The organism is Trinickia sp. (genome assembly GCF_051953955.1).
In the GTDB taxonomy this organism is placed as follows: Bacteria; Pseudomonadota; Gammaproteobacteria; order Burkholderiales; family Burkholderiaceae; genus Trinickia.
On record NZ_JBQCIF010000032.1, the window covers coordinates 26,790 to 50,808 of the forward strand.

The 24,019-nt window shown below is 65.2% G+C and carries 21 protein-coding genes; 5 read left to right on the forward strand and 16 right to left on the reverse strand.

The annotated features are described in order from the left end of the window. Positions 1–3 precede the first annotated feature (3 nt). The 8 genes from ugpB to ACTHNZ_RS07345 all read right to left on the reverse strand — a co-directional run bounded on the left by ugpB (position 4) and on the right by ACTHNZ_RS07345 (position 8,532). Positions 4–1,338 (reverse strand): sn-glycerol-3-phosphate ABC transporter substrate-binding protein UgpB, encoded by a 1,335-nt coding sequence (ugpB, locus tag ACTHNZ_RS07310; RefSeq protein WP_440541866.1) that lies wholly within the window; start codon positions 1,336–1,338, stop codon positions 4–6. A 101-nt stretch (positions 1,339–1,439) separates the two neighbouring features. Next, positions 1,440–2,567, reverse strand: coding sequence for a deoxyguanosinetriphosphate triphosphohydrolase (locus ACTHNZ_RS07315; RefSeq protein WP_440541867.1), 1,128 nt, complete (start codon positions 2,565–2,567; stop codon positions 1,440–1,442). Positions 2,568–2,712: 145 nt separating this feature from the next. Further along, positions 2,713–3,789, reverse strand: coding sequence for a 3-dehydroquinate synthase (gene aroB / locus ACTHNZ_RS07320; RefSeq protein WP_440541838.1), 1,077 nt, complete (start codon positions 3,787–3,789; stop codon positions 2,713–2,715). Then, entirely contained in the window at positions 3,786–4,292 is a 507-nt protein-coding gene (locus tag ACTHNZ_RS07325) for a shikimate kinase (RefSeq protein ID WP_440541868.1), read from the reverse strand. The genes aroB and ACTHNZ_RS07325 overlap by 4 nt, the downstream gene beginning before the upstream one ends. Positions 4,293–4,443: 151 nt before the next feature. After that, positions 4,444–6,141 (reverse strand): type IV pilus secretin PilQ, encoded by a 1,698-nt coding sequence (locus ACTHNZ_RS07330; RefSeq protein WP_440541839.1) that lies wholly within the window; start codon positions 6,139–6,141, stop codon positions 4,444–4,446. Further along, positions 6,138–6,893, reverse strand: coding sequence for a hypothetical protein (locus ACTHNZ_RS07335; protein ID WP_440541840.1), 756 nt, complete (start codon positions 6,891–6,893; stop codon positions 6,138–6,140). The genes ACTHNZ_RS07330 and ACTHNZ_RS07335 overlap by 4 nt, the downstream gene beginning before the upstream one ends. 167 nt (positions 6,894–7,060) lie before the next feature. Beyond that, positions 7,061–7,732 (reverse strand): hypothetical protein, encoded by a 672-nt coding sequence (locus ACTHNZ_RS07340; RefSeq protein WP_440541841.1) that lies wholly within the window; start codon positions 7,730–7,732, stop codon positions 7,061–7,063. Then, complete coding sequence (locus tag ACTHNZ_RS07345; protein ID WP_440541842.1) at positions 7,729–8,532, reverse strand: pilus assembly protein PilM; 804 nt, start codon at positions 8,530–8,532, stop codon at positions 7,729–7,731. Before ACTHNZ_RS07345 ends, ACTHNZ_RS07340 begins: the two co-directional genes overlap by 4 nt. 255 nt (positions 8,533–8,787) lie before the next feature. Here ACTHNZ_RS07345 and ACTHNZ_RS07350 point away from each other — a divergent pair, with 255 nt between their 5' ends. Further along, positions 8,788–11,250, forward strand: coding sequence for a penicillin-binding protein 1A (locus ACTHNZ_RS07350; protein WP_440541843.1), 2,463 nt, complete (start codon positions 8,788–8,790; stop codon positions 11,248–11,250). Positions 11,251–11,266: 16 nt separating this feature from the next. On the opposite strand, the gene cyaY is transcribed toward ACTHNZ_RS07350, so the two are convergent. Continuing rightward, entirely contained in the window at positions 11,267–11,584 is a 318-nt protein-coding gene (cyaY, locus tag ACTHNZ_RS07355) for an iron donor protein CyaY (RefSeq protein ID WP_440541844.1), read from the reverse strand. A gap of 52 nt (positions 11,585–11,636) precedes the next feature. Between cyaY and lptM the strand changes: the two genes are divergently transcribed. Further along, positions 11,637–11,909: an LPS translocon maturation chaperone LptM gene (lptM, locus tag ACTHNZ_RS07360; RefSeq protein WP_440541845.1), complete on the forward strand. Its 273-nt coding sequence runs from the start codon at positions 11,637–11,639 to the stop codon at positions 11,907–11,909. Positions 11,910–11,923: 14 nt separating this feature from the next. Further along, on the forward strand, positions 11,924–13,186 hold the full coding sequence (gene lysA / locus ACTHNZ_RS07365; RefSeq protein ID WP_440541846.1) for a diaminopimelate decarboxylase: 1,263 nt from the start codon (positions 11,924–11,926) through the stop codon (positions 13,184–13,186). Between the two features lie 12 nt (positions 13,187–13,198). Here the strand turns inward: lysA and msrQ are convergent, their stop codons facing one another. The 5 genes from msrQ to ACTHNZ_RS07390 all read right to left on the reverse strand — a co-directional run bounded on the left by msrQ (position 13,199) and on the right by ACTHNZ_RS07390 (position 19,360). Then, positions 13,199–13,918 carry a protein-methionine-sulfoxide reductase heme-binding subunit MsrQ gene (msrQ, locus tag ACTHNZ_RS07370; RefSeq protein WP_440541847.1) on the reverse strand — a complete coding sequence of 240 codons (720 nt, stop codon included), beginning with the start codon at positions 13,916–13,918 and terminating at the stop codon, positions 13,199–13,201. Between the two features lie 17 nt (positions 13,919–13,935). Continuing rightward, the gene (gene msrP, locus ACTHNZ_RS07375) at positions 13,936–14,940 is read right to left on the reverse strand and encodes a protein-methionine-sulfoxide reductase catalytic subunit MsrP (protein ID WP_440541848.1); all 1,005 of its coding nucleotides are present in this window, start codon (positions 14,938–14,940) and stop codon (positions 13,936–13,938) included. A 197-nt stretch (positions 14,941–15,137) separates the two neighbouring features. Then, positions 15,138–16,319: a c-type cytochrome biogenesis protein CcsB gene (ccsB, locus tag ACTHNZ_RS07380; protein ID WP_440541849.1), complete on the reverse strand. Its 1,182-nt coding sequence runs from the start codon at positions 16,317–16,319 to the stop codon at positions 15,138–15,140. Positions 16,320–16,334: 15 nt separating this feature from the next. Then, on the reverse strand, positions 16,335–18,572 hold the full coding sequence (locus ACTHNZ_RS07385; RefSeq protein ID WP_440541850.1) for a cytochrome c biogenesis protein ResB: 2,238 nt from the start codon (positions 18,570–18,572) through the stop codon (positions 16,335–16,337). Positions 18,573–18,700: 128 nt separating this feature from the next. Beyond that, a complete protein-coding gene (locus ACTHNZ_RS07390; protein ID WP_440541851.1) occupies positions 18,701–19,360 on the reverse strand; it encodes a c-type cytochrome in 660 nt (219 codons plus the stop codon). A 335-nt stretch (positions 19,361–19,695) separates the two neighbouring features. Between ACTHNZ_RS07390 and yihA the strand changes: the two genes are divergently transcribed. Both yihA and hemB read left to right on the forward strand, forming a co-directional pair. Further along, complete coding sequence (yihA, locus tag ACTHNZ_RS07395) at positions 19,696–20,361, forward strand: ribosome biogenesis GTP-binding protein YihA/YsxC (protein WP_440541852.1); 666 nt, start codon at positions 19,696–19,698, stop codon at positions 20,359–20,361. A gap of 310 nt (positions 20,362–20,671) precedes the next feature. Next, the gene (gene hemB, locus ACTHNZ_RS07400; protein ID WP_440541853.1) at positions 20,672–21,670 is read left to right on the forward strand and encodes a porphobilinogen synthase; all 999 of its coding nucleotides are present in this window, start codon (positions 20,672–20,674) and stop codon (positions 21,668–21,670) included. Positions 21,671–21,792: 122 nt separating this feature from the next. Here hemB and dsbD read toward each other — a convergent pair whose 3' ends face one another. Beyond that, entirely contained in the window at positions 21,793–23,658 is a 1,866-nt protein-coding gene (dsbD, locus tag ACTHNZ_RS07405; RefSeq protein WP_440541854.1) for a protein-disulfide reductase DsbD, read from the reverse strand. Beyond that, a complete protein-coding gene (gene cutA, locus ACTHNZ_RS07410) occupies positions 23,651–23,962 on the reverse strand; it encodes a divalent-cation tolerance protein CutA (protein ID WP_440541869.1) in 312 nt (103 codons plus the stop codon). The genes dsbD and cutA overlap by 8 nt, the downstream gene beginning before the upstream one ends. Positions 23,963–24,019 lie beyond the last annotated feature (57 nt).

A 24,019-nucleotide genomic window follows, 5' to 3' on the forward strand; every position in this document is an offset into this window, starting at 1 on the left:
ACGTCACTCTTGCGCCGATTGCTGGAAGCGGCGCAACAGCGCGTCGCCGCGCTCGACGGCGGAATCGAGTGCCGCCTTCGGTGTCTTCTTGCCCGCCCACACCTGCTCGAGTTCCTCGTCGACGACCGTGCGGATCTGCGGCATGTTGCCGAGGCGCAACCCCTTCGTGTACGGCAGCGGCGGCTTGTTCAGCATCTGCTTGATCGCCGTGTCCGAGCCCGGGTTCTTCGCATAGAAGCCTTGGCTGCGAGCGAGCTCGTAAGCGGCCGTCGTCACGGGCAGGTAGCCCGTATCTTCATGCCACTTGGCCGCCACGGCCGGCGAGGACAGATAGGCGAGGAACTGCGCGACACCCTTATAGACGCTCGGATCCTTGCCCGCGAGCACCCAGAGGCTCGCGCCGCCGATGATCGCGTTCTGCGGCGCACCCTTCACGTTCGCGTCGTACGGCATCATGCCGGTGCCGAAGTCGAACTTCGCATACTTACGGATCGTGGCCAGCGAACCCGACGAGTTCGTCAGAATGCCGCAGTCGCCGCTATAGAACTTCGACACGCTTTCGTCCTTGCGGCCGACATAGGTGAACGTGCCCTCCTTGGCCATATCCTGCAGGAATTGGATATGGGCGATCTGCTGCGGCTTGTTGAATTCGAGCTTGGCATCGAGGCCGTCGAAGCCGTTGTTCTCCGTCGCGAACGGCAAGCCGTGCCACGCGCTGTAGTTTTCGAGCTGGATCCACCCTTGCCAACCCGTCGTGAAGCCGCACGACATGCCCGACTCCTTGAGCTTCTTGGCGTCGGCGCGCACTTCATCCCACGTCTTCGGCGGATCGTTCGGGTTCAGCCCCGCCTTCTTGAAGGCTTCCTTGTTGTAGTAGAGCACCGGCGTGGAACTGTTGAACGGCATGGCGACGAGCTCGCCCGTCTTGGCATCGCTGTAGTAGCTCGCGATCGTCGGCACGAACGCCTTTTGATCGAGCGGCACGCCGGCTTGCTTGAACACCTCGGTGACGGGCACCACGGCCTTCTTCGCCGCCATCATCGTGGCGGTGCCGACTTCATAGACCTGCAGGATCGCCGGCGCATTGCCGCTGCGATACGCAGCGATGCCGGCGGCCAGCGTCTGATCATAGGTACCTTTGAAGACCGGCACGATCTTGTAGTCGCTCTGCGATTTGTTGAAATCGGCGGCGATGTCGTTCAAGCGCTCGCCGAGCGCGGCTTCCATCGCATGCCAAAACTGAATCTCGGTCGCGGCCGATGCAGCTTGGCTTACCCCGATGAGAAGCGCTCCCCCGAGCGCCAGCGAACGAACCAGCGTCTTGCAACCGTTCTTCATCTTCATTTAGTTCTCCTAAGTTCAGATGCTTCTTCTACCGGTGCCTCCGCTCGGCCCCGACTGCCGGAATGATAACGTTTTCATCCGGACGGGCCCGAATTCTAGTGATCGTTTATGACAAATAGACGTTGATACTCTTTCAGCGCGTAGCGATCGGTCATTCCGGCGATGTAATGCGCAATGAGGCGCGGCTGCGCGGCCTCGTCCTCGGCGAGGTAGGCCGGCGGCAGCAGGCGCGGGTCTTCGCTGAACGCTTCGAACAGCCCGCGGATGACGCGCCGCGCTTTGCTCGCCATCCGCATGACGCGGTAATGCCGGTAGAGATTCTTGAACAGGAAGCGCTTGAGCTCGGCCGCTTGCGCGGCGACGGCGCCGCTATGAGCCACCAGCGGCGGCGCCGATCGCACGGCGTCGAGCGACCGCGGCGCGTGCTCGGTGAGGTTGCGCCCCGTCGTTTCGATCAGATCGACGATGAGGGTGTTGATCATGCGGCGCACCGTTTCGTGCACCATGCGCCGGCCGTCGAGTTGCGCATGTTCGCGCTTGACTCGCTCGCAGTGGGTTTGCCAGAGCTCGACCTGCGCAAGCTGCTCGATCGTCAGAAGACCCGAGCGCAGGCCGTCGTCGACATCATGATTGTTGTAGGCGATTTCATCGGCGATGTTCGCGATTTGCGCTTCCAGCGACGGGCGCTTGCCAGTCAGGAAACGCTCGCCGAGATCGCCGAGCGTGAGTGCGTTCTCGCGCGAGCAATGCTTCAGGATGCCCTCGCGCGTCTCGAAGCACAGATTCAGCCCGTTGAAGCCCCCGTAGTGCTCCTCGAGCTCGTCCACGACGGCGAGGCTTTGCAGATTGTGCTCGAAGCCGCCATGCTCGCGCATGCACTCGTTCAGCGCATCTTGTCCGGCATGGCCGAACGGCGTGTGCCCCAGATCGTGCGCGAGCGAAATGGCTTCGACGAGATCTTCGTTCACGCGCAGGTTGCGCGCGACCGAGCGGGCGATTTGCGCCACCTCTAGGCTATGCGTGAGCCGCGTGCGAAAGAGGTCGCCCTCGTGATTGACGAAAACCTGTGTTTTGTACTCGAGGCGCCGGAACGCCGTGGAGTGGACGATGCGGTCGCGGTCGCGCTGGAATTCGGTGCGGGCCGACGGCGGCGCTTCGGGAAAGCGGCGGCCGCGCGATTGGCTCGAATGCGCGGCGTAGGGCGCAAGATGCGCTTCGAGCATGGCGATCGTTGGGGGCTCGACGAGCGCGGCGTGCGCCTCACCGCGCGCCGATCCGCTCGTCGCCGCTTCCTGCGTTGGGTCAACCCGTTCGCTCATCGTTCCCCTCCTGCATCGCAGCCAGCGCGGCGCGCCGGCGGCCTTCGGCTCAGAGACAGGCCGCGAGGGTGGCTCGCAGCGCGTGCTCCGGAACATCGGTAATCAGCGTCTCGCCCAGTTTCTCGAGCAAGATGAATTTGATCGTGCCCGACTCGGCCTTCTTGTCGACCTTCATGAGATCGATATAGCGCGCCTCGCCGAGCGCCGGCGCTCGCGTGGGCAAGCGGGCGGCGGCGATCAGTGCGACGAGCCGCCCGCGCACTGCCTCGTCGAGACGGCCAAGGCGCACGGACAAATCCGCGGCCATCACCATGCCGCATCCGACGGCTTCGCCGTGCAGCCATTCGCCGTAGCCGAGCCCCGCTTCGATCGCATGGCCGAACGTGTGCCCGAAGTTCAGAATGGCACGCAACCCGCCCTCGCGCTCGTCGGCCGCGACGACCGATGCCTTCACCTCGCAAGAACGCTTGACGGCATAGGCGAGCGCGGCCGGATCGCAGCCGCCGAGCGCCTCGATGTTTTGCTCGAGCCACTCGAAGAACGCGGCATCGGCGATCGCGGCCGTCTTGATGATTTCGGCCATGCCGGCCGCGAGCTCGCGCTCGGGCAGCGTGCGCAGCGTGCCGATGTCGGCAATGACCGCTTGCGGCTGGTAGAACGCGCCGATCATGTTCTTGCCGAGCGGATGGTTGATGCCCGTCTTGCCGCCCACGGACGAATCCACTTGCGAGAGCAGCGTGGTGGGCACTTGAATGAAGGGTACGCCGCGCATGTAGCAGGCCGCCGCGAATCCCGTCATGTCGCCGATCACGCCGCCGCCCAGCGCGATCAGCGTCGTTTTGCGATCGGCCTTCGCACCGAGCAGCGCATCGAAGATGCGGTTCAGGGTTTCCCAATGCTTGAATGCTTCGCCGTCAGGCAACACGACGGTCGAAACGTTCTTGCCCAGCGGGGCGAGCGTTGCTTTCAGCCTGTCGCCGTAGAGCGGTTCGACGGTCTCGTTCGTGACGATGGTGACCGAGTTGCCCGCAATGTGCGGCGCGAACAAATCGGCGTTACCGATCAGATCGGCACCGATGCGAATGGGGTAGGAGCGTTCGCCGAGATCGACGTTGACGGTAATCATGACTGTGTCTGTTTGGTAATGCCGGCCAGCTCGAGCTGCATGAGCACCATGTTCACGAGCCCGTTGACCGAAGGCCGTCCGGTTTCGACGACGAAATGCGCGCATTCGCGATAGAGCGGATCGCGCACGCTGTACAGCGCCTCTAGCTTGGCTTTCGGATCGTCGGTTTGCAGCAGCGGGCGATTCTTGTCCTTGCGTGTGCGCAGCCAAAGATCGTGAGGATTCGCTCGAAGATAAACGACGAGCCCGCGATCGTGCAGGGCGGCCCGATTTTCCGGACGCAATATCGCGCCACCGCCCGTGGCGAGCACGAGCGCTTCGCGGGCGGTGAGTTCGGCGATCACCTGGGCTTCGCGCTCGCGAAACCCCGCCTCGCCTTCGAGCTCGAAGATGACGGGGATGCGGGCGCCCGTTCGCGCCTCGATTTCGTGGTCGCTATCGAAGAACGGCCGACCGAGCCGGCGCGCCACGGCACGGCCGACGGTCGTCTTGCCCGCCCCCATGAGCCCCACGAAAAAAATGTTGGTGTTGGCGCCCCGCTGTTGCAACGTATCCTCTGCTCAATCGGCTATGGTTCGTGGCGCAGCTTACTGGCAAAGCCGCCGCCTTGTCGAGTCTGGCGGCCCGAGCGCTCGGGCTCGCCAAACGGGTGCTTCAATCGATCGGGACGACCCTCGGCGTGATGAATACGACGAGTTCGCTGCGCTGCTCGTGTACCGCCCGGTGGCGAAAAAGCGCCCCTAGCAACGGTATTTTGCCCAACAGCGGTACGCGCGTCACATCGTCGCGATCACGGATCTCATAAATACCGCCGATCGACACCGTCCCCCCGTCTTCGACCTCGACGCGCGTGCGCACGTGTTTCGTATCGATCGCGGGGCCGCCGGCGGTCTGCTTGCCGACGCTGTCTTTCGCGATGTCGAGATCGAGTATGACGCGCCCGCGCGGCGTAATGCGCGGCTCGACCTCCAATTTCAGACTGGCCCGGCGAAACTGGACGCCCGACACCCCGTTGCGGACCTTCGCCTGGTAAGGCAGCTCCGTTCCCTGCTCGACGAGCGCTTTCGTCCGATCAGCCGTCACGACGCGCGGGCTCGACACGATCTGCCCCCGCCCTTGCGCCTCGAGCGCGGATAGCTCGGCGGTGACGAGGCGCGTCGCCTGCGCGGCGAACAGCGTCAGCCCCGCCGTCGCCGCCTCGAAGCCCCCGATGGCGCGGGCCGACATGTCGAGCATCCGGCCTTGCTCGCCGCCGGCGAGCCCGGTTGCCGACGAACCCGTACCGCCGGAAGGCGTGTCGCCGCCGACCGATCGCATCGACAACCGCGCCCCCAGTTCGCGCGAGAATCCGCGATCGCCCTCGACGATACGCGCTTCGATCAATACCTGGCGATTCGGCTTGTCGATCGCGTCGATCAGACCGGCCACTTGCTCGAGGCGGGCCGCGAGGTCAGTGACGAACAGCAGATTCGTGCGCGCATCCGCCATCGCCGCGCCGCGCTTGGACAGCACGCGTTGCGTGCCGGGCGCGGTCAAGAGCCGCTGAACTTCGTCCGCGCGCGGATAGTTCAGCGCGAAGGCCCGGCTCGCCAGCGGCTCGAGATCGGCCGCGCGAGCATGGGTCTCGAATCGTTGACGCTCGCGCGCCGCGAGCTCGGCCTGCGGTGCGACCCAAATCACGTTGCCTCGCCTCGACATGGCCAGCCCCTGGGCGTCGAGCAGGGTGTCGAACGCGATGCGCCAAGGCACCTCGGTCAAGTTCAGGGAGACGCGGCCGCGCACACGCTCGCTGGCGACGATGTTCAGGCCCGTGAAGCGGGAAAATGCGTCGAGTACGTCCGCCAGGTCGGCATCCTTGAAGCGCATCGTGATCGGCTCGTCGCCGGCGGGCTGCGCTGGCGCGCCGTCCGCGGCGCCGTCGCTCATTCGCAGGAGGGGGGCCAGCGGTACCGGTGGGCCTTCCAGCGCGGCGGCCCCGCCGGACGGACTACGCGCGAGCGGGCTCGGGTCACCGGCCGCCGACGCCTGGGCCGACGCTTGCCCCGCTGCCTGTCCGGAATGCGCCGGCGCGGGGCCCGCAGCGCCGATCGCGGCGCGCTCCTCGTCGAGTCCGTCGAGTTCGTCCGCCATCGGGCGGCCATCCAATGGCGGCTCCCCAACGTTCGGCCAGTGCGAAGCGGACTGCTCGCCCGAGTCGCCGGCCAACATTGCAGGCGGCAAGGGCGGAAGCGGCGAATCGTCGGACAGTGCGCCCGCAGATGCTGCGGCCGGGGCAGCCGCCGTCATGAAGACCGCAACGGCCGCGAACGGGGCGAGCCAACGGACGCCAAGACCCCGCATGCGCGATTTCATCGGCGCTCCTTCTCGAGCGGGACTTTGCGTGTTCCCGCGCGAGCGGCAAGCACTACGCCGTCGGCATCGATACGGACGAGCCGGTCCGCTCCGAGCGTTTGCCCCGGCATGAGCACGATCGCCAGCCCGCTCGCCGGCTCGAATAGAGCGAGCGCACGCCGCCCGTCGTGCACGACGCCCACGAGGCGCCCCGCCGATGCATTGGCCTGAGTTCCCCCGGCGCCGTCGCCGAACGGGTTCACGATCGGCTGGGCCGCTTGCCCCAGCGCATGGAGCTCGGGTGCTGCTTGCACGGGCGGCATGTCGAAGATGTCGAGCGTTGCCCCGAGCGCGAGTTCGCCGTTGTCCGGTTTGATCTCGACCGCATTGGGCACGGCAAGCATCGGCAAGGTCGAAAGACCGCTCAAGAACGCATAGAGGCCCGGGAAATCGGCCCGCCCCTCGACACGCAGCGCGCGCGCAGCCGGAGCGCCGCTTCCGGCACGCGCAGCCGCCGCTGATGCCGGCCCGAGCGCGCGCAGCGTCATGCCAGCGCGCGAAGCCAGCCCGGCGACGGCCTGCCAGTCGCCGCCCGCCGCGCGCGCCGGCACATCCTGCAGCGCGGGCTGCGAACGGGCCGCCTCGCGCAACTGCGGCAATCGGGCCAGCTTGCCGCGGCTCTCGCGCAGGCGCTGTTCCAAGGCGTCGACCGCCGCCTCGCGAGCCGCGCGGTCGCTGGCGTCGATCAGGCGCCACCCGTAAGTCACGAGCATGAACGTCGCTGACGCGACAGCCGCGCAAAGCATCAACCGCCGCCGGACGTCCCATTTTTCCGCGGGTGAGCGCCGCAGCCGGATGGTACGAACGAATCTCCGGCTCGCGGTGCATCGGCCAAGAGCCCGCCGCATCCGCCGCAGCGCTCGCCGCGGAAGCGCGCCGCTCATCGCCCGCTCCCGCCGCTGCGCCGCTCACGGCCTTCGGGAGTGCGCCAAGGCATCGGCACGGGCGCCGCGGTGCGCAGCGGTAGGCGCACACGAGCCTGCATCGCGCGGCCGCCCTGCCCGCCGATCCGCGCAGCGGCGAGGGTGAGGTCCGCGATGTCCGCAGCCTCCCATCCGGGTATGCGCGCCAGGCGCTTCACCCACGCGGCGCAAGCCGCACTGTCGACGGCATGAACCTGCAGTTCGAATCCTTCTTGGGTCTGCCGAAGCCGGCTGACGGTCACGCCTGCTTGCGCCTCGCGGCTCAACGTCTCGAGCAGCGTGCGCAACTCCACGTTCGGACGCGCTCGGGCGGCCGCCACGGCGACACGCGCCCGCGCGCTTTCGTCGGCACGCGCGAGACGCGCGAACTCCGTCAGCGAAGGCGACAGTTGCGCCAACTCCCGCTCGAACCGCGCCTGGCGAGCGCTTGCACCGTCGCCGGCTACAGCCACGGAACAGCCGATCGCCACTAACGCTCCGAGGGCCATTGCCGCCACGCCGTCTACGACGCCGCGGCGGCGCCACCAGGGCGTCACGCTATCCCCACGCGGTGCCGAACCTGAACCGCGCAGCGCATTGATTGCACTCTCGTAGAGGCATCGCGCCTCGATTGCGCCGGTCATGCTCATTCGGACACCCCATGCAGTGCCATGCCGAAGGCTACAGCGAACGCCGCGGTGCGCCGCGGATCGACGTGCAAACCAAGCACGGCGCCGCCCGTGCGAAACGACGCGCATTCGAACGGCGCGACGCCGCAGCCGAGACACTCGCCGACGTCGGCCAATGCCAGCCCGACGCGTTCGAGCAAACCGAGATCGCCGCCGACGAACGCCCGATCGAGCCCTTGGCCGCCGGCCAAGGCTCTGAGCGCCGATTCGAGGTCGGCATGCTCGCCCCCGGGGAACCGAACGCTCGCGCGAACCGCGCCGTCGACGACGCGCCAGCCATGAACGCCGCCGTAGCCGGCCCAGACGGCGGCGAAACGCGTGCTCGGCCGCATCGCACGCTGGGCGGCATGGACGAGCGCGCGCAAGGCAGCTTGGGGTTCGCTCTCGATCACGGAAAGCGCAACGCCAGCGGCTGCGGCGACCTCCACGCGCGCCTGCACGTGGCGATCGCCGTCGATCGCCGTGCCCGCCTGCGCGCAGTCCGGTATCGCCATCGCCCACGGCATGCCGCGCATGGCTCGCCGCCGCGGCCGCCGCGCACACAGCGACCCGAGCGCGGCGGCTACAGCCGCGCGATCGACGAGATGCCCCCCGGACACGGCACCCGCACCGAGCGGTGCCGTGCCTATCCATTCGACGCCGATGGGCCGCCTGCCTCGGCGAGCACGACTGACGACGACGAGCCTCACCTCGTTGGAGCCAACATCGATACCTGCCGCGAAGCGGCACATAAGAGACGGTGAAGTGTTTCTGATCGGCATGGGTATCCTCGCATCAGCCGGGCCTTCGACATGAACGGCCCTAAGCGGCTTACTGCGGGAAATTGTCCGGCCGCCGTCTCGACGCGGGAATTCGACCGAACGGCCAACGCCAACGCAACGCCGGCGCAACGAAGCGAGAAGCGGTGGCGGCCGTGAGGAGCAGCGAGGGCAGAGCCCGTCCGGCTCGGCCATTAAGCCAATCGAAAGCCTCATCGAGCGCCGCTATAATCGCGGCCATCCCAAGGCAGCCTAGTTATGGATTCACACCCGCCCTCGCCCGTCCCGTCTCCGCCCGAACGCCCATCGCCGCCCCCGCCGCGTCGATGGGCCGCGAGGCTCGTCCTATGGAGCGTCGGCACGATCATGGCCGCGTGCGTGTGCTGCGCTCTCCTGCTGCTGTACGCACTCGTGATCGCCGCCCCGAATCTGCCTTCGCTCGAGGCGCTCACCGACTATCGCCCCAAGGTGCCGCTGCGCGTCTACACGCTCGATCACGTGCTGATCGGCGAATTCGGCGAAGAGCGGCGCGACGTGGTTCGCATCGGCGACGTCCCGCCGTATCTGAAGCAAGCGATTCTGGCGATCGAGGACGCCCGCTTCTACGATCATGGCGGAGTCGATTTGGCCGGGGTCGCGCGCGCGGGCATCGCGGCGCTCACGAACGGTCATGCGACGCAAGGGGCGAGCACGATCACGATGCAAGTGGCACGCAACTTCTTCCTGTCGAGCGAGAAGACGTACACGCGCAAGATTTACGAGATGCTGCTGGCCTACAAGATCGAGCGCGAGCTGACGAAGGATCAGATTCTCGAGGTGTATATGAATCAGATCTATCTCGGCCAGCGCGCCTACGGTTTCGCATCGGCCGCGCGCGTGTACTTCGGCAAGGACATCGGACACATCACGCTCGCGCAGGCGGCGATGCTGGCCGGCCTGCCGAAAGCGCCTTCCGCCTACAATCCCGTCGTCAATCCGGCCCGCGCCAAGCTGCGTCAGCAATACATCCTTCAGCGCATGCTGGCGTTGCACGACATCACCCGGGCGCAGTACGACGCCGCGGTGGCCGAGCCGCTCGTGCTCGCCGGCACGCCCGCGCAGCAGTTCAGCGTGCACGCGGAATACGTGGCGGAATTGGTTCGGCAGGCCATGGTGGCGCAATATCACGACGAAGCCTATACGCGCGGCCTAAGCGTCGTCACCACGATCAATTCCGGCGATCAGGATACGGCCTACCGCGCCTTGCGCTCGGGCCTCATGGGCTACGATGCGCGGCGCGGCTATCGCGGTCCCGAAGCCTTCATCGATCTGCCGGGCGATGGCCGAGCGCGCGCCGACGCGATCGCACGGGCTCTCGAAAAATACCCCGACTGCGGCGAAATCGTCGCAGGCGTGGTCACATCGGCAGACGCGAGCGACGTGCAAGCCGTGCTCGCCGACGGCACGCATGCGAGCATCGAGGGCGACGGCTTGCGCTTCGCGCTCGGCCCGCCCGCTGCGCGCGCGAAAGCGCCCAGCCGCATACGGCCGGGGGCGGTCGTGCGGCTCGTCAAAGGGGACACGGGCGCGTGGTCGATCGTGCAGTTGCCGCAAGTCGAAGGGGCTTTCGTCTCGATCGTCCCGCAAGACGGCGCAATTCGCGCGCTCGTCGGCGGATTCGATTTCGGCAAAAACAAATTCAATCACGTCACGCAAGCGTGGCGCCAGCCCGGCTCGAGCTTCAAGCCGTTCATCTATTCGGCCTCGCTCGACAAAGGCCTCGGCCCGGCGACGATCATCAACGACGCTCCGCTCTATTTTAGTGCCGCCGAAACGGGCGGGCAGCCGTGGGAGCCGAAGAACTACGGTGGCCGCTTCGACGGCCCGATGACGATGCGCACGGCGCTGCAAAAGTCGCGCAACCTCGTTTCGATTCGAATCCTTGCTCATATCGGGACGCACTACGCTCAGCAGTACATCACGCGCTTCGGGTTCGATGCCGACAAGCATCCGGCCTACCTGCCGATGGCACTCGGCGCGGGCCTCGTCACGCCGCTGCAGATGGCCGGCGCCTATTCGGTGTTCGCCAACGGCGGCTACCGCGTCAATCCCTATTTGATCTCCGAGGTCACCGATTTGGACGGCGTCGTATTGGCGCGCGCGCAGCCGATCGTCGCCGAACGCGATGCGCCGCGTGCGATCGACGCGCGCAACGACTACGTGACGAACAGCCTGCTCCAAAGCGTCGCCCAGCACGGCACTGGAGCAAAATCGAACGAACTGGGGCGCAAGGATCTCGCCGGTAAAACGGGCACGACGAACGATTCGCGCGACGCCTGGTTCGCAGGCTATCAGCACACGCTCGCGGCGATTGCATGGATCGGCTATGACACCCCTCGCAGCCTCGGAGACCGCGAAACCGGAGGCGGCCTCGCCCTACCCGTCTGGATGGATTACATGCGCCAGGCGCTTCGGGACGTGCCCGAATATCAGATGCCGATTCCATCGGATGTCGTATCGATAGGCGGCGAGCTGTACTTCGATACGTTCTTGCCGGGGCAGGGCTTCGTGCCGACGATCGGGATCAGCGAAGCGGCGTTGCATGGAGAAGAGGCGCAAGCCGGCACCGGAGATGCCACCAGCGAAACGGGCGCATTGGGCGGCCCGCCCGAGGCGCCGGCCTTGCCGCGCTCGCCCGGTTCGGTAGCCGAGCCGCCGCCCGTCGCCGGCGGCGGGCTTTGAGCACGCAGGGGCGGGATCAGGCCGCGAACGTCACCGGCTCACCGGCCTGCTGCGAGGCGTAGTCGGAGAGCGACTCGAAAAACTCGCGGCCATTGCGCGTATCGAGCCATTGGCCGTCGACGAATTTGAAATGAAAGCCGCCGGCTTTCGCCGCGATCCAGATTTCCTGCATCGGCGGCTGCAGGTTGACGATGATTTTCGTGCCATTCTCGAATTCGAGCGTCAGCACGTTGCCGCTGCGATCGAGCTCGATGTCGGCGTCGTTCTCGTCGACGGCTTCCTCGATACGCAAGAGCACGGCTTCGGCGCGGGAAAGGTAGTCGCTATCGGTCATGCTAAACTCCGCCGGTTGAACTCACAGCTCCACAGCTCTATCAGAGACAGTCATGCGAGTCGTTTTCAGGATGAGCGCGATTGTAGCGGCTTTGGCCGTTGCGACAAGCGCGGCGCTGACCGGATGCGGTCAACGCGGGCCGCTTTACCTGCCGACGGTCCCGCCGCTGCCCGAAAAACCGGCGCTTCGAACGGACCTTCCTGCGTCGAATGCGCAGGCCCCGCACGCGCCGCTGACGCTCGCACCGGCCGATTCGCTCGGCGCCACGCCGAGCACCGCTGGCGCTGCACCGGCCCCGGCTTCGAGCCCCGCCCCCGATCAATAAAGCAGGACTTTCGCATGTCTCACTCCGCCTTCGCTTATGTCGACGGCGCGCTGCACGCCGAAGGCGTCAGCGCCGTCACGCTCGCCGAACGTTTCGGCACCCCGCTGTTCGTCTATTCGCGCGCGGCGTTGACCGAAGCGTATCAAGCGTACGCGCAAGCCTGCGCGGGGCGCCGGGCGTCCGTGCACGTCGCCGTCAAAGCCAATGGCAACCTCGCCGTGCTCAACGTGTTCGCCCGGCTCGGCGCCGGCTTCGACATCGTCTCGGGAGGCGAGCTGGCACGCGTGCTCGCGGCCGGTGGCCAAGCGAAAGACATCGTGTTTTCGGGCGTCGGCAAAAGCGCGGCCGAGATGCACCAGGCGCTTAAGGCCGGCGTGAAGTGCTTCAACGTCGAATCGATCCCCGAGCTCGATCGCCTGAATACCGTCGCGGGCGAACTCGGCAAAAAAGCGCCGATCTCGCTGCGCGTCAATCCCGACGTCGATCCGAAAACGCACCCGTACATCTCGACGGGGCTCAAGGCGAACAAGTTCGGCGTCGCCTTCGACGAAGCGCGCGCGGCCTACCGCACCGCACTCGCGCTCGAGCATCTCGACGTCGTCGGGATCGACTGTCACATCGGCTCGCAGATCACCGAGATCTCGCCCTACCTGGACGCGCTCGACAAACTGCTCGATCTCATTGCGCAAATCGAAGCCGACGGCGCGCGGATCCATCATATCGACGTCGGCGGCGGGCTCGGCATCACTTATTCGGACGAAACGCCGCCCGATACGGGCCTGTTCGTGCGCACGCTGCTCGAACGGATCGAAGCGCGCGGCCACGGCCATCGTGAGGTGTTCTTCGAGCCGGGCCGCTCCGTTACGGGCAATGCGGGCATCTTGCTCACGCAAGTCGAATTCTTGAAGCCCGGTGCTGAAAAGAATTTCGCGATCGTCGATGCGGCGATGAACGATCTCGCCCGGCCGGCGATGTACGAGGCCTATCACGCGATCGATCCCGTCGTGCCGCGTGACGCCGAGCCGCAGGTCTACGATGTCGTCGGCCCCGTCTGCGAAAGCGGCGACTGGCTCGGGCGCGAGCGGACGCTCGCTCTCGAGCCCGGCGATCTGCTGGCGATTCGCTCTGCCGGTGCCTATGGATTCACGATGAGCTCGAACTACAACACGCGCCCGCGTGCAGCCGAAGTCATGGTCGACGGCAACGACGCCCACGTCGTGCGTGCTCGCGAAACGGTGCCCGAATTGTTCGCGGGCGAATCGATCCTGCCGGCCTGAGCGCTAGCTCATTTACGCCCGCGGGCGCGCGGCGAGCTTCGCGCGCGCCCAGACGAGCAACCGCCAGCCAAGCAGCGCAACGATGATCGCGCCGTAGATCTTCGGCAAAACGAGATCGTGCTTGCCGGCCTTCATCCACCAGAAATGCAGGATCGCGAGCGCCGCGATCGCGTAGATCGCACGATGCAGCGTCTGCCAGCGCCGGCCCAGCTTGCGCGCGGCCGCACGGGGGGACGTTGCTGCGAGCGGAATCAGCAAGACGAACGCCGCAAAGCCAACCGTGATGAACGGACGCTTCCCGATGTCCTTCAGGATGTCGGCCAGATCGAACCATTTGTCGAACCAGATGTACGTCGTAAAGTGCAGCGTCGCATAGAAGAACGCGTACAGGCCGAGCATCCGCCGAAACCGCAAGAGCGCATTGACCCCAGTGAGCCTGCGCAGCGGCGTGACCGTCAGCGTGATGCACAGGAACACCAGCGTCCACAGCCCCGTCGAGCGCGTGATGAACTCGATCGGATTCGCGCCGAGGCGATCGGTCAAACCGAATAATACGAGACGCGCGAGCGGGTAGCAGGCCGCGATGAAAACACCGGCCTTGGCGGGTGCGATCCAGCGGTCGGTGCCACGCGCCCGGGCGGCGGCTCCGGCTGCGGCCGCCGTCCGCGAAGCACGCGCGGCGCGTCCGTTGCCTGTACTCGTGCCCATCAGCGTGGAGGTTTCGAGAGACATGCGTCGCTCCTTTCGATTCAGAAGTATTTGCGCAGGTCCATGCCCTGATACATCGACGCGACGAAATTGCCATAGCCGTTGAACATCAGCGTCTTGCGCTTCGGCTTGAAGAAGCCGTCCTCGCCGATGCGGCGCTCGGTGGCCTGACTCCACCGCGGGTGGTCGACGGTCGGATTCACGTTCGAATAAAACCCGTATTCGTTGGGCGCTTCGGTGTTCCAGCTCGTCGGAGGTTGTTTTTCGACGAAGCGAATCTTGACGAGCGACTTGGCGCTTTTGAACCCGTATTTCCAGGGCAACACCACGCGGATCGGCGCGCCGTTCTGATTCGGCAGCACTTGGCCGTACACGCCAACGGTGAGCAGCGTGAGCGGATTCATCGCCTCGTCCATGCGCAGCCCTTCGGAATACGGCCAATTGAGGATCGGATCGGCGATTCCCGGCATTTGCGAGGGATCGGCGAGCGTAATGAACTGGACGAATTTCGCGTTGCCGGTCGGTTGTGCACGCTTGATCAGTTCGGCGAGCGGGTAGCCGATCCACGGAATGACCATCGACCAGCCCTCGACGCAGCGATGCCGATAGATGCGCTCCTCGAGCGGCGCGAGCTTGAGCAACTCGTCGATGTCGTACACCTTCGGGTTCTTGATCTCGCCCTCGACGCTGATTCGCCACGGGTGGGGCCGCAGCGTGCCCGCGTTTTGCGACGGATCGCTCTTACCCGTCCCGAACTCGTAGAAGTTGTTGTAAGTCGTGATGTCCTGATACGACGTGACGGGCTCGGGAACGACGAATTTCGAATTGGTCATGGCCGCCAGCTTCTGCGCTTTCGCGTTGGGCGACTGCAAGGCGCCGAAAGCGGCACGGCTGAACCCGAGCGCCCCGCCGGCCACCGCAAGGCCAGCCGCACCCGCGGCCTGCAACACGCGTCTGCGGTTTTCGAACACCGCACGCGGCGTGATTTCGCTCGGGGCGATGTCTTCGCCCGTCAATAAGATGCGCTGCTCTCGCTTGATCCACACGATGCTGCTCCTCTAGAAAACCCGGGCCCCGTCGTTCGCGCGTTCGTCGAACGCCTGAGCAGGCCCGCTAGCGCTATATACCGTCGCCGACGCCATTCGGATGCATGAAAAAAAACCGCCGCGAGTGACCATGCGGCGGTTTCTTCGTGGCGGGGCGCGATCGAAATCGACGCTGGGGCGCTTCGTGCGCGTGCCCGTTACAGCTTGCCGTAGCTATGCAATCCCGACAAGAACATATTGACGCCGAGGAACGCGAACGTCGTCACGAGCAGCCCCGTCAGTGCCCACCAGGCCGCGACCGCACCGCGCAAGCCTTTCATCAGACGCATATGCAGCCACGCGGCGTAGTTGAGCCAAACGATGAGCGCCCAGGTTTCCTTCGGGTCCCAGCTCCAGTAGCCGCCCCAGGCTTGAGCGGCCCACAGCGCACCGAGAATCGTCGCAACCGTGAAGAACGCGAAGCCCACGGCGATCGACTTGTACATGACGTCGTCGAGCACGGCGAGCGAGGGCAGCCGATCTGCCAGGATGCCGCGCTCGGCCAGCAGATACGCGACGCCCACCATGGCCGACAGCGCGAACGAGCCGTAGCCGATGAAGTTGGCCGGTACGTGAATCTTCATCCACCAGCTCTGCAAGGCCGGCACGAGCGGCTGAATCTGCTGGGCATCGCGCGCCACCGAGTACCACATCAGAAAGCCGACCGCGGCGCTGATGATGAGCAGCACGAACGCGCCAAGCGAGCGCGTCCCGTAGTGCTGCTCGTAGTAGAGGTAGAACAGCGCCGTGATCAGACAAAAGAGCACGAACACTTCATAAAGGTTCGAAATCGGAATATGGCCGACGTCGCTGCCGATCAGGTAGGACTCGTACCAGCGCACCATCATGCCCGTGAAGCCCATCAGCACCGCGAACCAGGTCAGCGAGGAGCCGATCGCGCCGCCCGACGGCGAGCGCGACAACAAGCCGATCCAATAGAACAGCGTGGCCAGCACGAACAGCGCGCTCATCCAGAGAATCGCGGACTGGCTCGACAGGAAATACTTGAGGAAGAAAGCCGAATCGGCGCGCGACAGATCGCCGTGATAAATCTGCAGCGCGAGCAGCGACATGGCCGCGATGCCCACGGCGAGCAGGCGCACCGGCTTCCAGCGCCAGCCCAGCACGATCAGCGCGGGCACGCTGCACACGAGCACGAGCTTGTCGTAGTAGTTCATGAACGCGTGGTAGCGCGCCAGCGCGAAGCCGGCGCCGCCGGCCACGGCCAACGCGAACAGCCAATCGAACCGGCCGAGGCGGCGCAGGAACGATCGCTCGTCCAACGCGCCGGAGGCTCGTTCGGGGGCCGAGCTAGAGCGGGAAACGTGTGTCAAGTCCATGATGAATACCGAGTGTCAGTCTTGCGATCCAGGCGACGATTCGACTGCCGGATCGGGCGCCGGATGATCGGCTCGCTCGTGCGGCTCGTGATGGAGTGCCGGTGGGGCATCGTGCGGTGCGGCACCGAGCGTGGCGCCGACGGCATCGCGCACCGTGGCGAATTCTTTCTCGAAGTCGAGTGTCTTGCGCGCCGTCGACATCGCCATCACGACGGTCGTGCCGGCGGCCGCGTCTTTGAGCCAGAACCAGAGCCGCCGCTCACGCACGTAGAACATCGAGAAGATGCCGGCCACGAGCAGCAAGCTGCCAAGATACACCACTTTCGTGCCGGGTGCCCGCGTGAGCTGGAACACCGACGCCTGCACCTGCTTGAACGAATCGAGCTGCAAGAAGACCGGAGATCCATACAAGAAGCTGTCGGAAAGCGCGTTGATCGAATCCTGCACGAACCGGCTCGCGCTCGCCGTCGGCTTGGCATCCGGCTCGCCCGCCTGCTCGCGCGCCAGCTGCCACAAGTCCCACGTCGAGCCTTCGAGCATGCGCAGAAGCAGCGATGCCGCCTTTTGCTGATCGCCCTGCGGCACGGAATGATCGATGAACCCGGCCACGGCCTGAAAGCCTCCCGGCGCCGTCCCAGGCGCGGTCTTGCCCGCGTCCTCGCCGGCACCCGCGAATAGGCTCAGCACGCGCTCGGCACTCGCTTCGAGGTTGGCTCGCAACTCGGCATTCGAATCGGTCACGGAGCGCTGCGCGAAACGACGAGCGGCTTGCGCGCGCAAATCGGGGTTGGCCAGCGCCGCGCGCAGCTGCATCCACTCCTTCACGCTGCCTTGCTCGTCGGCCGGGATGCGCAGATAGCGGAACGGATCGTTCGGCGTCGTACGCATGCCGGCGAGGAAATAGCGCGCCCCTTCGACCTCGACGGGCACCATGTAATTGTTGAACTCGCGCGCCTGGCCGTCCGTGCCGCGGATCTTGTATTGAACCGACGGCCCGACGTTTTGGAGATCGAGCGGCTTCGACGACTTCGCGCCCGAGCCGAGTCGCCCATCGAGCATCTGCAGGGCCGAATGATGGACGACGACGCCGCGCGCATCGGTCTGGCCACTGCCGTTCGTGACGTTCTCGACGTTGATCGCGCGGAAATCGGCGAACTCGACGGTTTGCCCGTGCACGCCCGGCATCGACGCCGAGAGCGGCGCCGTGCCGCCGATCGTGCCGTCGACCGGCATCGTCTTCGTCGTATCGCCCGTCATGGGCCAAGCCGTCATCGTCATCTGCGAGCCGCCGTCCTGGAAGCTCGATTGATAGATCGAGACGCCGTCGTATTCGAAGGGCTTGTTGACTTCGACGCGGGCCGGGACGCGCTCGCCGGTCCGATGATCGATGACGACGATATCGCTCGCGAACAGCTTCGGCATGCCCGTCGAGTAATAGTCGACGATGAACTTCTTGAGCTCGATCGAAAACGGCAGATCCTGAATCAGCGAGCCGTTAGGCTGATTCAGAATCGCCGTCGAGACGTGCTGCCCTTCGGGCACCCATGCATAGCCTCGAAACGTCGGATTGGACGGCGAGAGACGGTGATCGGGCGAGATATCGTTGATGACGGCGCTCGTCGAAATCGGCGTCTTGCCGAACAGCCACATCTGGAATTTGATCGGCAGATTGCTGTCCATCAGCCCGCCGATACAGATGACGACGATGGCCAAGTGCGCAAAGATGTAGCCGAGCTTGGCCAATGCACCGCGTTTCGCGGCGATCAGCGTGGCGCCGTCCGTCTCGCGCACGACATGGCGATAGCCGAGCTTGCCCGCGAGTGTCACCAAGCGCTGCGACGTTTGCGCACGCGCGCCGGCGGCCGCGTACTCCGCCTTGTGATGGAAGGCGCGCAAGCTGCCTTCCCGCACTTTGTCCTTCCAGCTCTTGATGTCGGCGATCATCTTCGGTCCGTTGCGTATCACGCATAGCGAGATCGAGACGATCAAAAAACCGAGGATCAGCATGAACCACCACGCGCTGTACACCGTGAAGAGGCCAGCCGCGCGGAAGATGTCGGCCCAGAACGGACCGAATTGATTGACGTAGTTCGGGTAGGGGTCGTCTTGCGTGAGTACGGTACCCACGATGCTTGCGATCGACAGCACGACGAGCAGCGCGATCGCGAAGCGCATCGAGCTCACGAGCTCGATCGCATGTGCAAGGACCCGGCGGTCCGACTTCAATTCATAACCCGAGGTGGTGACGCTCATTCAAACTCCAACTTCAGACGACGCTACAGCAAAAAAGGGTGAGGGCCCGACCGCCGAAGGCGGTGGCGCTCCCACCCTTTTCTTGTCTTCGCCGGGAAGCCCGGCTGATCGTTCGATCCCGGTGGTGCTCAGTGCAGGCCGGCTATGTAATCGGCAACTGCCTTGATCTCGCTGTCCGAGAGCCGCGATGCGACAGCATGCATCACATCGCTGTTGTTGCGCGCCCCCGCGCCCTGCTGGAAGGCATGTAGCTGCGCAACCGTGTAGTCGGCCCACTGCCACGACAGGCGCGGATACTGGACGGGGATACCCATGCCCGTCGGCCCGTGACAGCCGGCGCAAGCCGGCACGTTCTTCTCGGCGATGCCGCCACGGTAGATCTTTTGCCCCTCGGGCACCGTGGCCGGGTCGCGCGCGAAGCCCGCCTTCGGCGTTTGGCTCGCGAAATACGCGGCCACGTTGACCATGTCTTGGTCGGACAGCGCACCGGCCATGCCCGCCATGATCGCATTCGTGCGCGCGGCGGATTTCGCCCCCGTCTGCACTTTGAAATCCTTCAACTGCTTGACGAGGTAGTCTTGGTGCTGCCCCGCCAGTTTCGGAAACGACCCGCTCGCGCTGTTACCGTCCGCTCCGTGGCAAGAGGCGCAGACCTTCGTCGCGATCGCTTGCCCTCGATTCAGATCCGGCTTAGGCGACTCCGCCGCTCTCGTTTGTGCCGCCCAACTCAACAAACCCGCTGCTGCAACGACCTCGAGCACCTTCAAAGACTTGCACAGTCGATTCATTCGCACACCCGGTTTCGTCTTGTGAGAATAGAGTGTCCTCGAGCGCCCGATGCCGGACGCCGCCCTCGCAGGCGAGGCGATCGCCAGGCGGCCCGACGATCTCCCAAGAGGTTGATGCAAAACGACAACGACCGATCGCCGCGAAAAATCGTGCAGCCATAAGCATGAAGCGTTTGACGGAGCCTTGACAAACACCTCGACCGGTCAGCAGTAAACCTTCGTATTGTACAATAACTCCCTAATCGCCAAGACGCCAGTGGGGAAGCCCCCGCCTCGTCAGCGCCGTCCTTCGAGCGCGTTCACGCGCCCGCTCTCGCTCTCCTTCCCGTCTCGCCATGGCCTTCCTGCTGCATCAAGCCCGCTTCTACACGACCGTCAATCACCTGCGCGACCTGCCTGCCACGGTGCAGCCCGAGATCGCCTTCGCGGGCCGCTCGAACGCCGGCAAGTCGACTGCCATCAACGTCTTGTGCAACCAAAAGCGGCTCGCCTTCGCCAGCAAGACACCCGGCCGCACGCAGCATATCAATTACTTCGGCGTCGGGCCCGCCGACGAGCCGGCCGGCTACGTCGTCGATTTGCCCGGCTACGGCTACGCGGAAGTGCCCGGCGCGGCCAAAGCGCACTGGGAAGCCCTGCTCTCCACCTACCTGCAAAGCCGCGCCCAGCTTCGCGGGATGGTGTTGATGATGGATTCGCGCCGCCCGTTGACCGAGCTCGACAGACGCATGATCGAGTGGTTTGCGCCGACGGGCAAGCCCATCCACACGCTATTGACGAAGTGCGACAAACTGACGCGGCAGGAAAGCATCAACGCGCTGCGCGCCACGGAAAAGGGGTTCGCCGAGTACCGCGCGAACGGCTATAAGGGGGAACTCTCGGCGCAACTCTTTTCGTCGCTCAAGCGCGTGGGTCTCGACGAAGCGCACGCGCGCCTCGAAGGCTGGCTTGCGGCCGATGCCGCCGGGGCCGGCGCCGATACGGGCGGCTCGGCCGCATAACACGGGCACCGCCGCCGCGAGGAGCGACGGTCGCGCGCATCGCTCGACACCCCGCTGCGGCGCAGCGTCGCAGCGTCGTCCGGTAGGCGCGTCGGCGAATCGTCATAAAAAAACCCGCCGAACGTCGGCGGGTCAAACAGCCTAATCGAAAAACGACAGGCACCCGCTCAGGGAGGAGAAGCGGGGAGGTCCACGACCTACACTCCCTTGGAGGCAGGTGCTTCGCTCGATCGCTATCATATACCATTGTTTGCAAAAGTTTTTGTGCCGGCCGAGCCGGCGGTTCCCTTTTCCGATAGCGATTTTTTCTATGAGCTTCTATCCGCATCACCGCCCTCGCCGCATGCGGCGCGACGATTTTTCCCGTCGACTCATGCGTGAAAACACGCTGACGACGAACGACCTCATCTACCCCGTATTCATCGTCGAAGGCACCAATGTGCGCCAGGCCGTTGCGTCGATGCCAGGGGTCGAGCGGGTATCCGTCGATCTCTTGACGCGTGTGGGCGAGCAGTGCGTTGAGCTCGGTGTGCCGGTGCTTTCGCTGTTTCCTGCTATCGAGCCCTCGCTGAAAACGCCCGACGGCCGCGAGGCTGCGAACCCGGAAGGGCTCATCCCGCGCGCCGTGCGCGAGTTGAAGAAGCGGTTCCCCGAACTTGGCGTGCTGACCGACGTGGCACTCGATCCCTACACGAGCCACGGCCAGGACGGCGTGCTCGATGAAGCCGGCTACGTGCTCAACGACGAAACGGTCGAGATTCTCGTCGAGCAGGCGCAAGCACAGGCCGAAGCGGGCGTCGACATCGTCGCACCGTCGGACATGATGGATGGCCGCATCGGCGCATTGCGCGAAATGCTCGAGAGCGAGGGCCATATCCATACGCGGATCATGGCCTATGCCGCGAAGTACGCGTCGGCGTTCTACGGCCCGTTCCGCGATGCTGTCGGCTCGGCGACGAATCTCGGCAAGAGCAACAAGATGACCTATCAGATGGACCCGGCCAACTCGGACGAAGCACTACGTGAGGTACGACTCGACATCGACGAGGGTGCCGACATGGTGATGGTCAAGCCGGGCATGCCGTATCTCGACATCGTGCGCCGCGTGAAGGACGAGTTCCGCTTCCCGACCTACGTCTATCAAGTGAGCGGGGAATACGCAATGCTGAAGGCCGCCGCGCAAAATGGCTGGCTCGATCACGACAAGGTGATGATGGAGTCGCTGCTGGCGTTCAAGCGAGCCGGGGCCGACGGCGTGCTCACCTATTTCGCGCTCGATGCGGCGCGGTTGCTGCGCGCGCAGAAATAACGGCGAACGGCGCGAACGACGCGGCAGCGCCCTCGCGACCGGTCTCGCGCCGTGAGGGCACCCACCGCGGGATGGCGTTCTTCGAATGCAACAATGCGGGGCGCTTCGAATGCCCCGCTCGCTTAGGACTGCAGTGCAGGCGCGACCCGATCCAAGCTACGCAAAAACTTGTCGGCCGATTCGTAGCCGACGACACGGAGCACCTCTTTCCCCGATCGATCGAAGAAGATGATGCCCGGTGGCCCGAATAGGTCGAACCGCTTCAGCAAGGCTTGATCGTCCCCATTGTTCGCGGTGACGTCGGCGCGCAGCAATTGCAGTTGCGCGAGACGCGCTTGCACGCGCTTGTCCGCGAACGTGAAGCGCTCCATTTCCTTGCAGCTCACGCACCAGTCGGCATAGAAATCGAGCATCGCGGGCCGCGCATTGGTCTTGAGCAGTGCGTCGAGACCAGCCGAGGACCGCACGGGAGCGAACGCAGCGTCCATTTTCGCAACCGCCGCGCCACTCGGCCCCTCTACCGCGCTCGTCGTATGCGCGGCCAGCACCGCGAGCGGGCGCACCGGATCGCCCGACCCCGCGGCGACGCCTACCAGCAACGCCGCGGCCCAAATCGCGAGCGCCGCGCCGACGCCGCGCCCCAACCGACGCCAAACGGACGGCCCGCCGGCACTCGGCGTGAACAGCCCGAGCGCGGCGGCGGCGATCAGCAGCCACAGCGCCGCGAGCAGCATTTGCACCGTCGAAGGCAGCACGGGCCACACGATCCACAGGGCTGCCGCAAGCAGCACCACGCCGAAGAACACCTTAACCCCGTCCATCCACGCGCCGGCACGCGGCAGCAGCGTCCCTGCGCCCAAGCCAATGACGAGCAGCGGAACACCGAGACCCAGCCCCATCGAAAACAGCGCGGCACCGCCGAGCACGGCGCTGCCCGTGTGCGCGATGAACGCGAGCACCGCGAAGAGCGGCGCCGTCATGCATGCGCCGACGACGAGCGCCGAGAGCGCGCCCATCACCGCGACCGCCGCGAACGTCCCGCCGGAGCGGCGGCCCGACGCCTGCGACACGCCGTCCTGCCAACGCTGCGGCAGCACGATATCGACGCCGGCGATCAGTGTGAGCGCAAACACCGTCAGCAGCACGGCGAACGCGCCAAGCACCCATGGGTTCTGCAACCATGCGCCGAGCGATTGCCCCACGAGCGCGGCCGCGACGCCCAGAGCGGTATAGACCAGCGCCATGCCGACGACGTAGGAAAGCGATAACGCAAAACCGCGCCCCCGCGTGACCTTGGTGCCCTGGCCAATGATGATGGCCGAGACGATCGGGATCATCGGATAGGAGCACGGCAGCAGGCTCAAAACGAGGCCGGCCAAGAAATAAAGGCCGACCGTTGCCGCAAAGCTGCCGCCCTGCAACAACGACTGCGCGTAGTCGGCGCTAGTCGCGCGGTCGTACCACGACGACGACTGTTGCGTCCCGTCGCCGGCAGCAGCTGGCACGGTGGCGCCCGAACCGGCGTTCAAGGCCGCACCGCTGACGTGGTAAACGTGCTGGGCAGGCGGATAGCAAATGCCGGCGTCGGCGCACCCTTGTGAGGTCACGGCAAGGTCGAATGGGCCGGACGCCGACTGCACCGGTACGCGTATCGTCAGCTCGCCGCGATAGGTTTCGACGTTCTTTTGGAACGTCTGGTCGAATTTGACGTGCCCCGCGGGCAACTGTGCCGCGCCGAGCGTCGCTGTTCCATTTTTGACTGCGAACTGGAATCGCTCTCGATAAAGGTAATACCCGTCCGCGATATTGAAGTGGACATCGACCTCGTGAGGCTGTTCACTGGCACTGAAGCGAAACGCAACCGACGGATCGAGAAAATCGTCGGCACGCGCGACGCTTGCGAACCCTGCCCCGAGCGCGGCCAACGCGATGAGGAACGACATGAAGCGCACGAACGTGCGCGCGGGATCGGAAAGCGGCTTAAACATGGGTAGGTCGGTACGTTTCGGTCTCCACCCATTGCGCGTATGCGGTTGACGCCGACGCCTGCCATGACAGCAGTTCGGGCGTCTCGTAAGGGTGATTCGCAAGAATGAACCGCTCGAGCTCGAGCGATCGAACGGTGCTGGTCTTGAACAACAATTGGATCTCGTCCGACGTTTCCACTTTGCCTTGCCAGCGATAGCGCGACCGCACCGGTCCGAGCTCCGTGACGCAGGCGGACAGACATGCATCGAGCGCACCTTGCGCGAGCTTTTGCGCCGATTCGGCGTCGGGTAACGTCGTCAGCATGAGCACGACAGAGAGAGGCACGGCGTCTTTTCCTCGATGATGACTCGGTACGCCGCT

What these genes read in the sequence shown, in the direction of transcription:
- cutA (WP_440541869.1), bottom strand. Translation starts at nt 23,962, where the DNA reads ATGCTGACGACGTTACCCGACGCCGAATCGGCGCAAAAGCTCGCGCAA.
- ACTHNZ_RS07345 (WP_440541842.1), bottom strand. Translation starts at nt 8,532, where the DNA reads ATGCCGATCAGAAACACTTCACCGTCTCTTATGTGCCGCTTCGCGGCA.
- yihA (WP_440541852.1), top strand. Translation starts at nt 19,696, where the DNA reads ATGGCCTTCCTGCTGCATCAAGCCCGCTTCTACACGACCGTCAATCAC.
- ACTHNZ_RS07340 (WP_440541841.1), bottom strand. Translation starts at nt 7,732, where the DNA reads ATGAGCATGACCGGCGCAATCGAGGCGCGATGCCTCTACGAGAGTGCA.
- ACTHNZ_RS07315 (WP_440541867.1), bottom strand. Translation starts at nt 2,567, where the DNA reads ATGCTCGAAGCGCATCTTGCGCCCTACGCCGCGCATTCGAGCCAATCG.
- ACTHNZ_RS07325 (WP_440541868.1), bottom strand. Translation starts at nt 4,292, where the DNA reads ATGGGGGCGGGCAAGACGACCGTCGGCCGTGCCGTGGCGCGCCGGCTC.
- ACTHNZ_RS07330 (WP_440541839.1), bottom strand. Translation starts at nt 6,141, where the DNA reads ATGAAATCGCGCATGCGGGGTCTTGGCGTCCGTTGGCTCGCCCCGTTC.
- lptM (WP_440541845.1), top strand. Translation starts at nt 11,637, where the DNA reads ATGCGAGTCGTTTTCAGGATGAGCGCGATTGTAGCGGCTTTGGCCGTT.
- lysA (WP_440541846.1), top strand. Translation starts at nt 11,924, where the DNA reads ATGTCTCACTCCGCCTTCGCTTATGTCGACGGCGCGCTGCACGCCGAA.
- ccsB (WP_440541849.1), bottom strand. Translation starts at nt 16,319, where the DNA reads ATGGACTTGACACACGTTTCCCGCTCTAGCTCGGCCCCCGAACGAGCC.
- ACTHNZ_RS07350 (WP_440541843.1), top strand. Translation starts at nt 8,788, where the DNA reads ATGGATTCACACCCGCCCTCGCCCGTCCCGTCTCCGCCCGAACGCCCA.
- ugpB (WP_440541866.1), bottom strand. Translation starts at nt 1,338, where the DNA reads ATGAAGAACGGTTGCAAGACGCTGGTTCGTTCGCTGGCGCTCGGGGGA.
- aroB (WP_440541838.1), bottom strand. Translation starts at nt 3,789, where the DNA reads ATGATTACCGTCAACGTCGATCTCGGCGAACGCTCCTACCCCATTCGC.
- hemB (WP_440541853.1), top strand. Translation starts at nt 20,672, where the DNA reads ATGAGCTTCTATCCGCATCACCGCCCTCGCCGCATGCGGCGCGACGAT.
- msrQ (WP_440541847.1), bottom strand. Translation starts at nt 13,918, where the DNA reads ATGTCTCTCGAAACCTCCACGCTGATGGGCACGAGTACAGGCAACGGA.
- ACTHNZ_RS07390 (WP_440541851.1), bottom strand. Translation starts at nt 19,360, where the DNA reads ATGAATCGACTGTGCAAGTCTTTGAAGGTGCTCGAGGTCGTTGCAGCA.
- cyaY (WP_440541844.1), bottom strand. Translation starts at nt 11,584, where the DNA reads ATGACCGATAGCGACTACCTTTCCCGCGCCGAAGCCGTGCTCTTGCGT.
- dsbD (WP_440541854.1), bottom strand. Translation starts at nt 23,658, where the DNA reads ATGTTTAAGCCGCTTTCCGATCCCGCGCGCACGTTCGTGCGCTTCATG.
- ACTHNZ_RS07335 (WP_440541840.1), bottom strand. Translation starts at nt 6,893, where the DNA reads ATGCTCGTGACTTACGGGTGGCGCCTGATCGACGCCAGCGACCGCGCG.
- ACTHNZ_RS07385 (WP_440541850.1), bottom strand. Translation starts at nt 18,572, where the DNA reads ATGAGCGTCACCACCTCGGGTTATGAATTGAAGTCGGACCGCCGGGTC.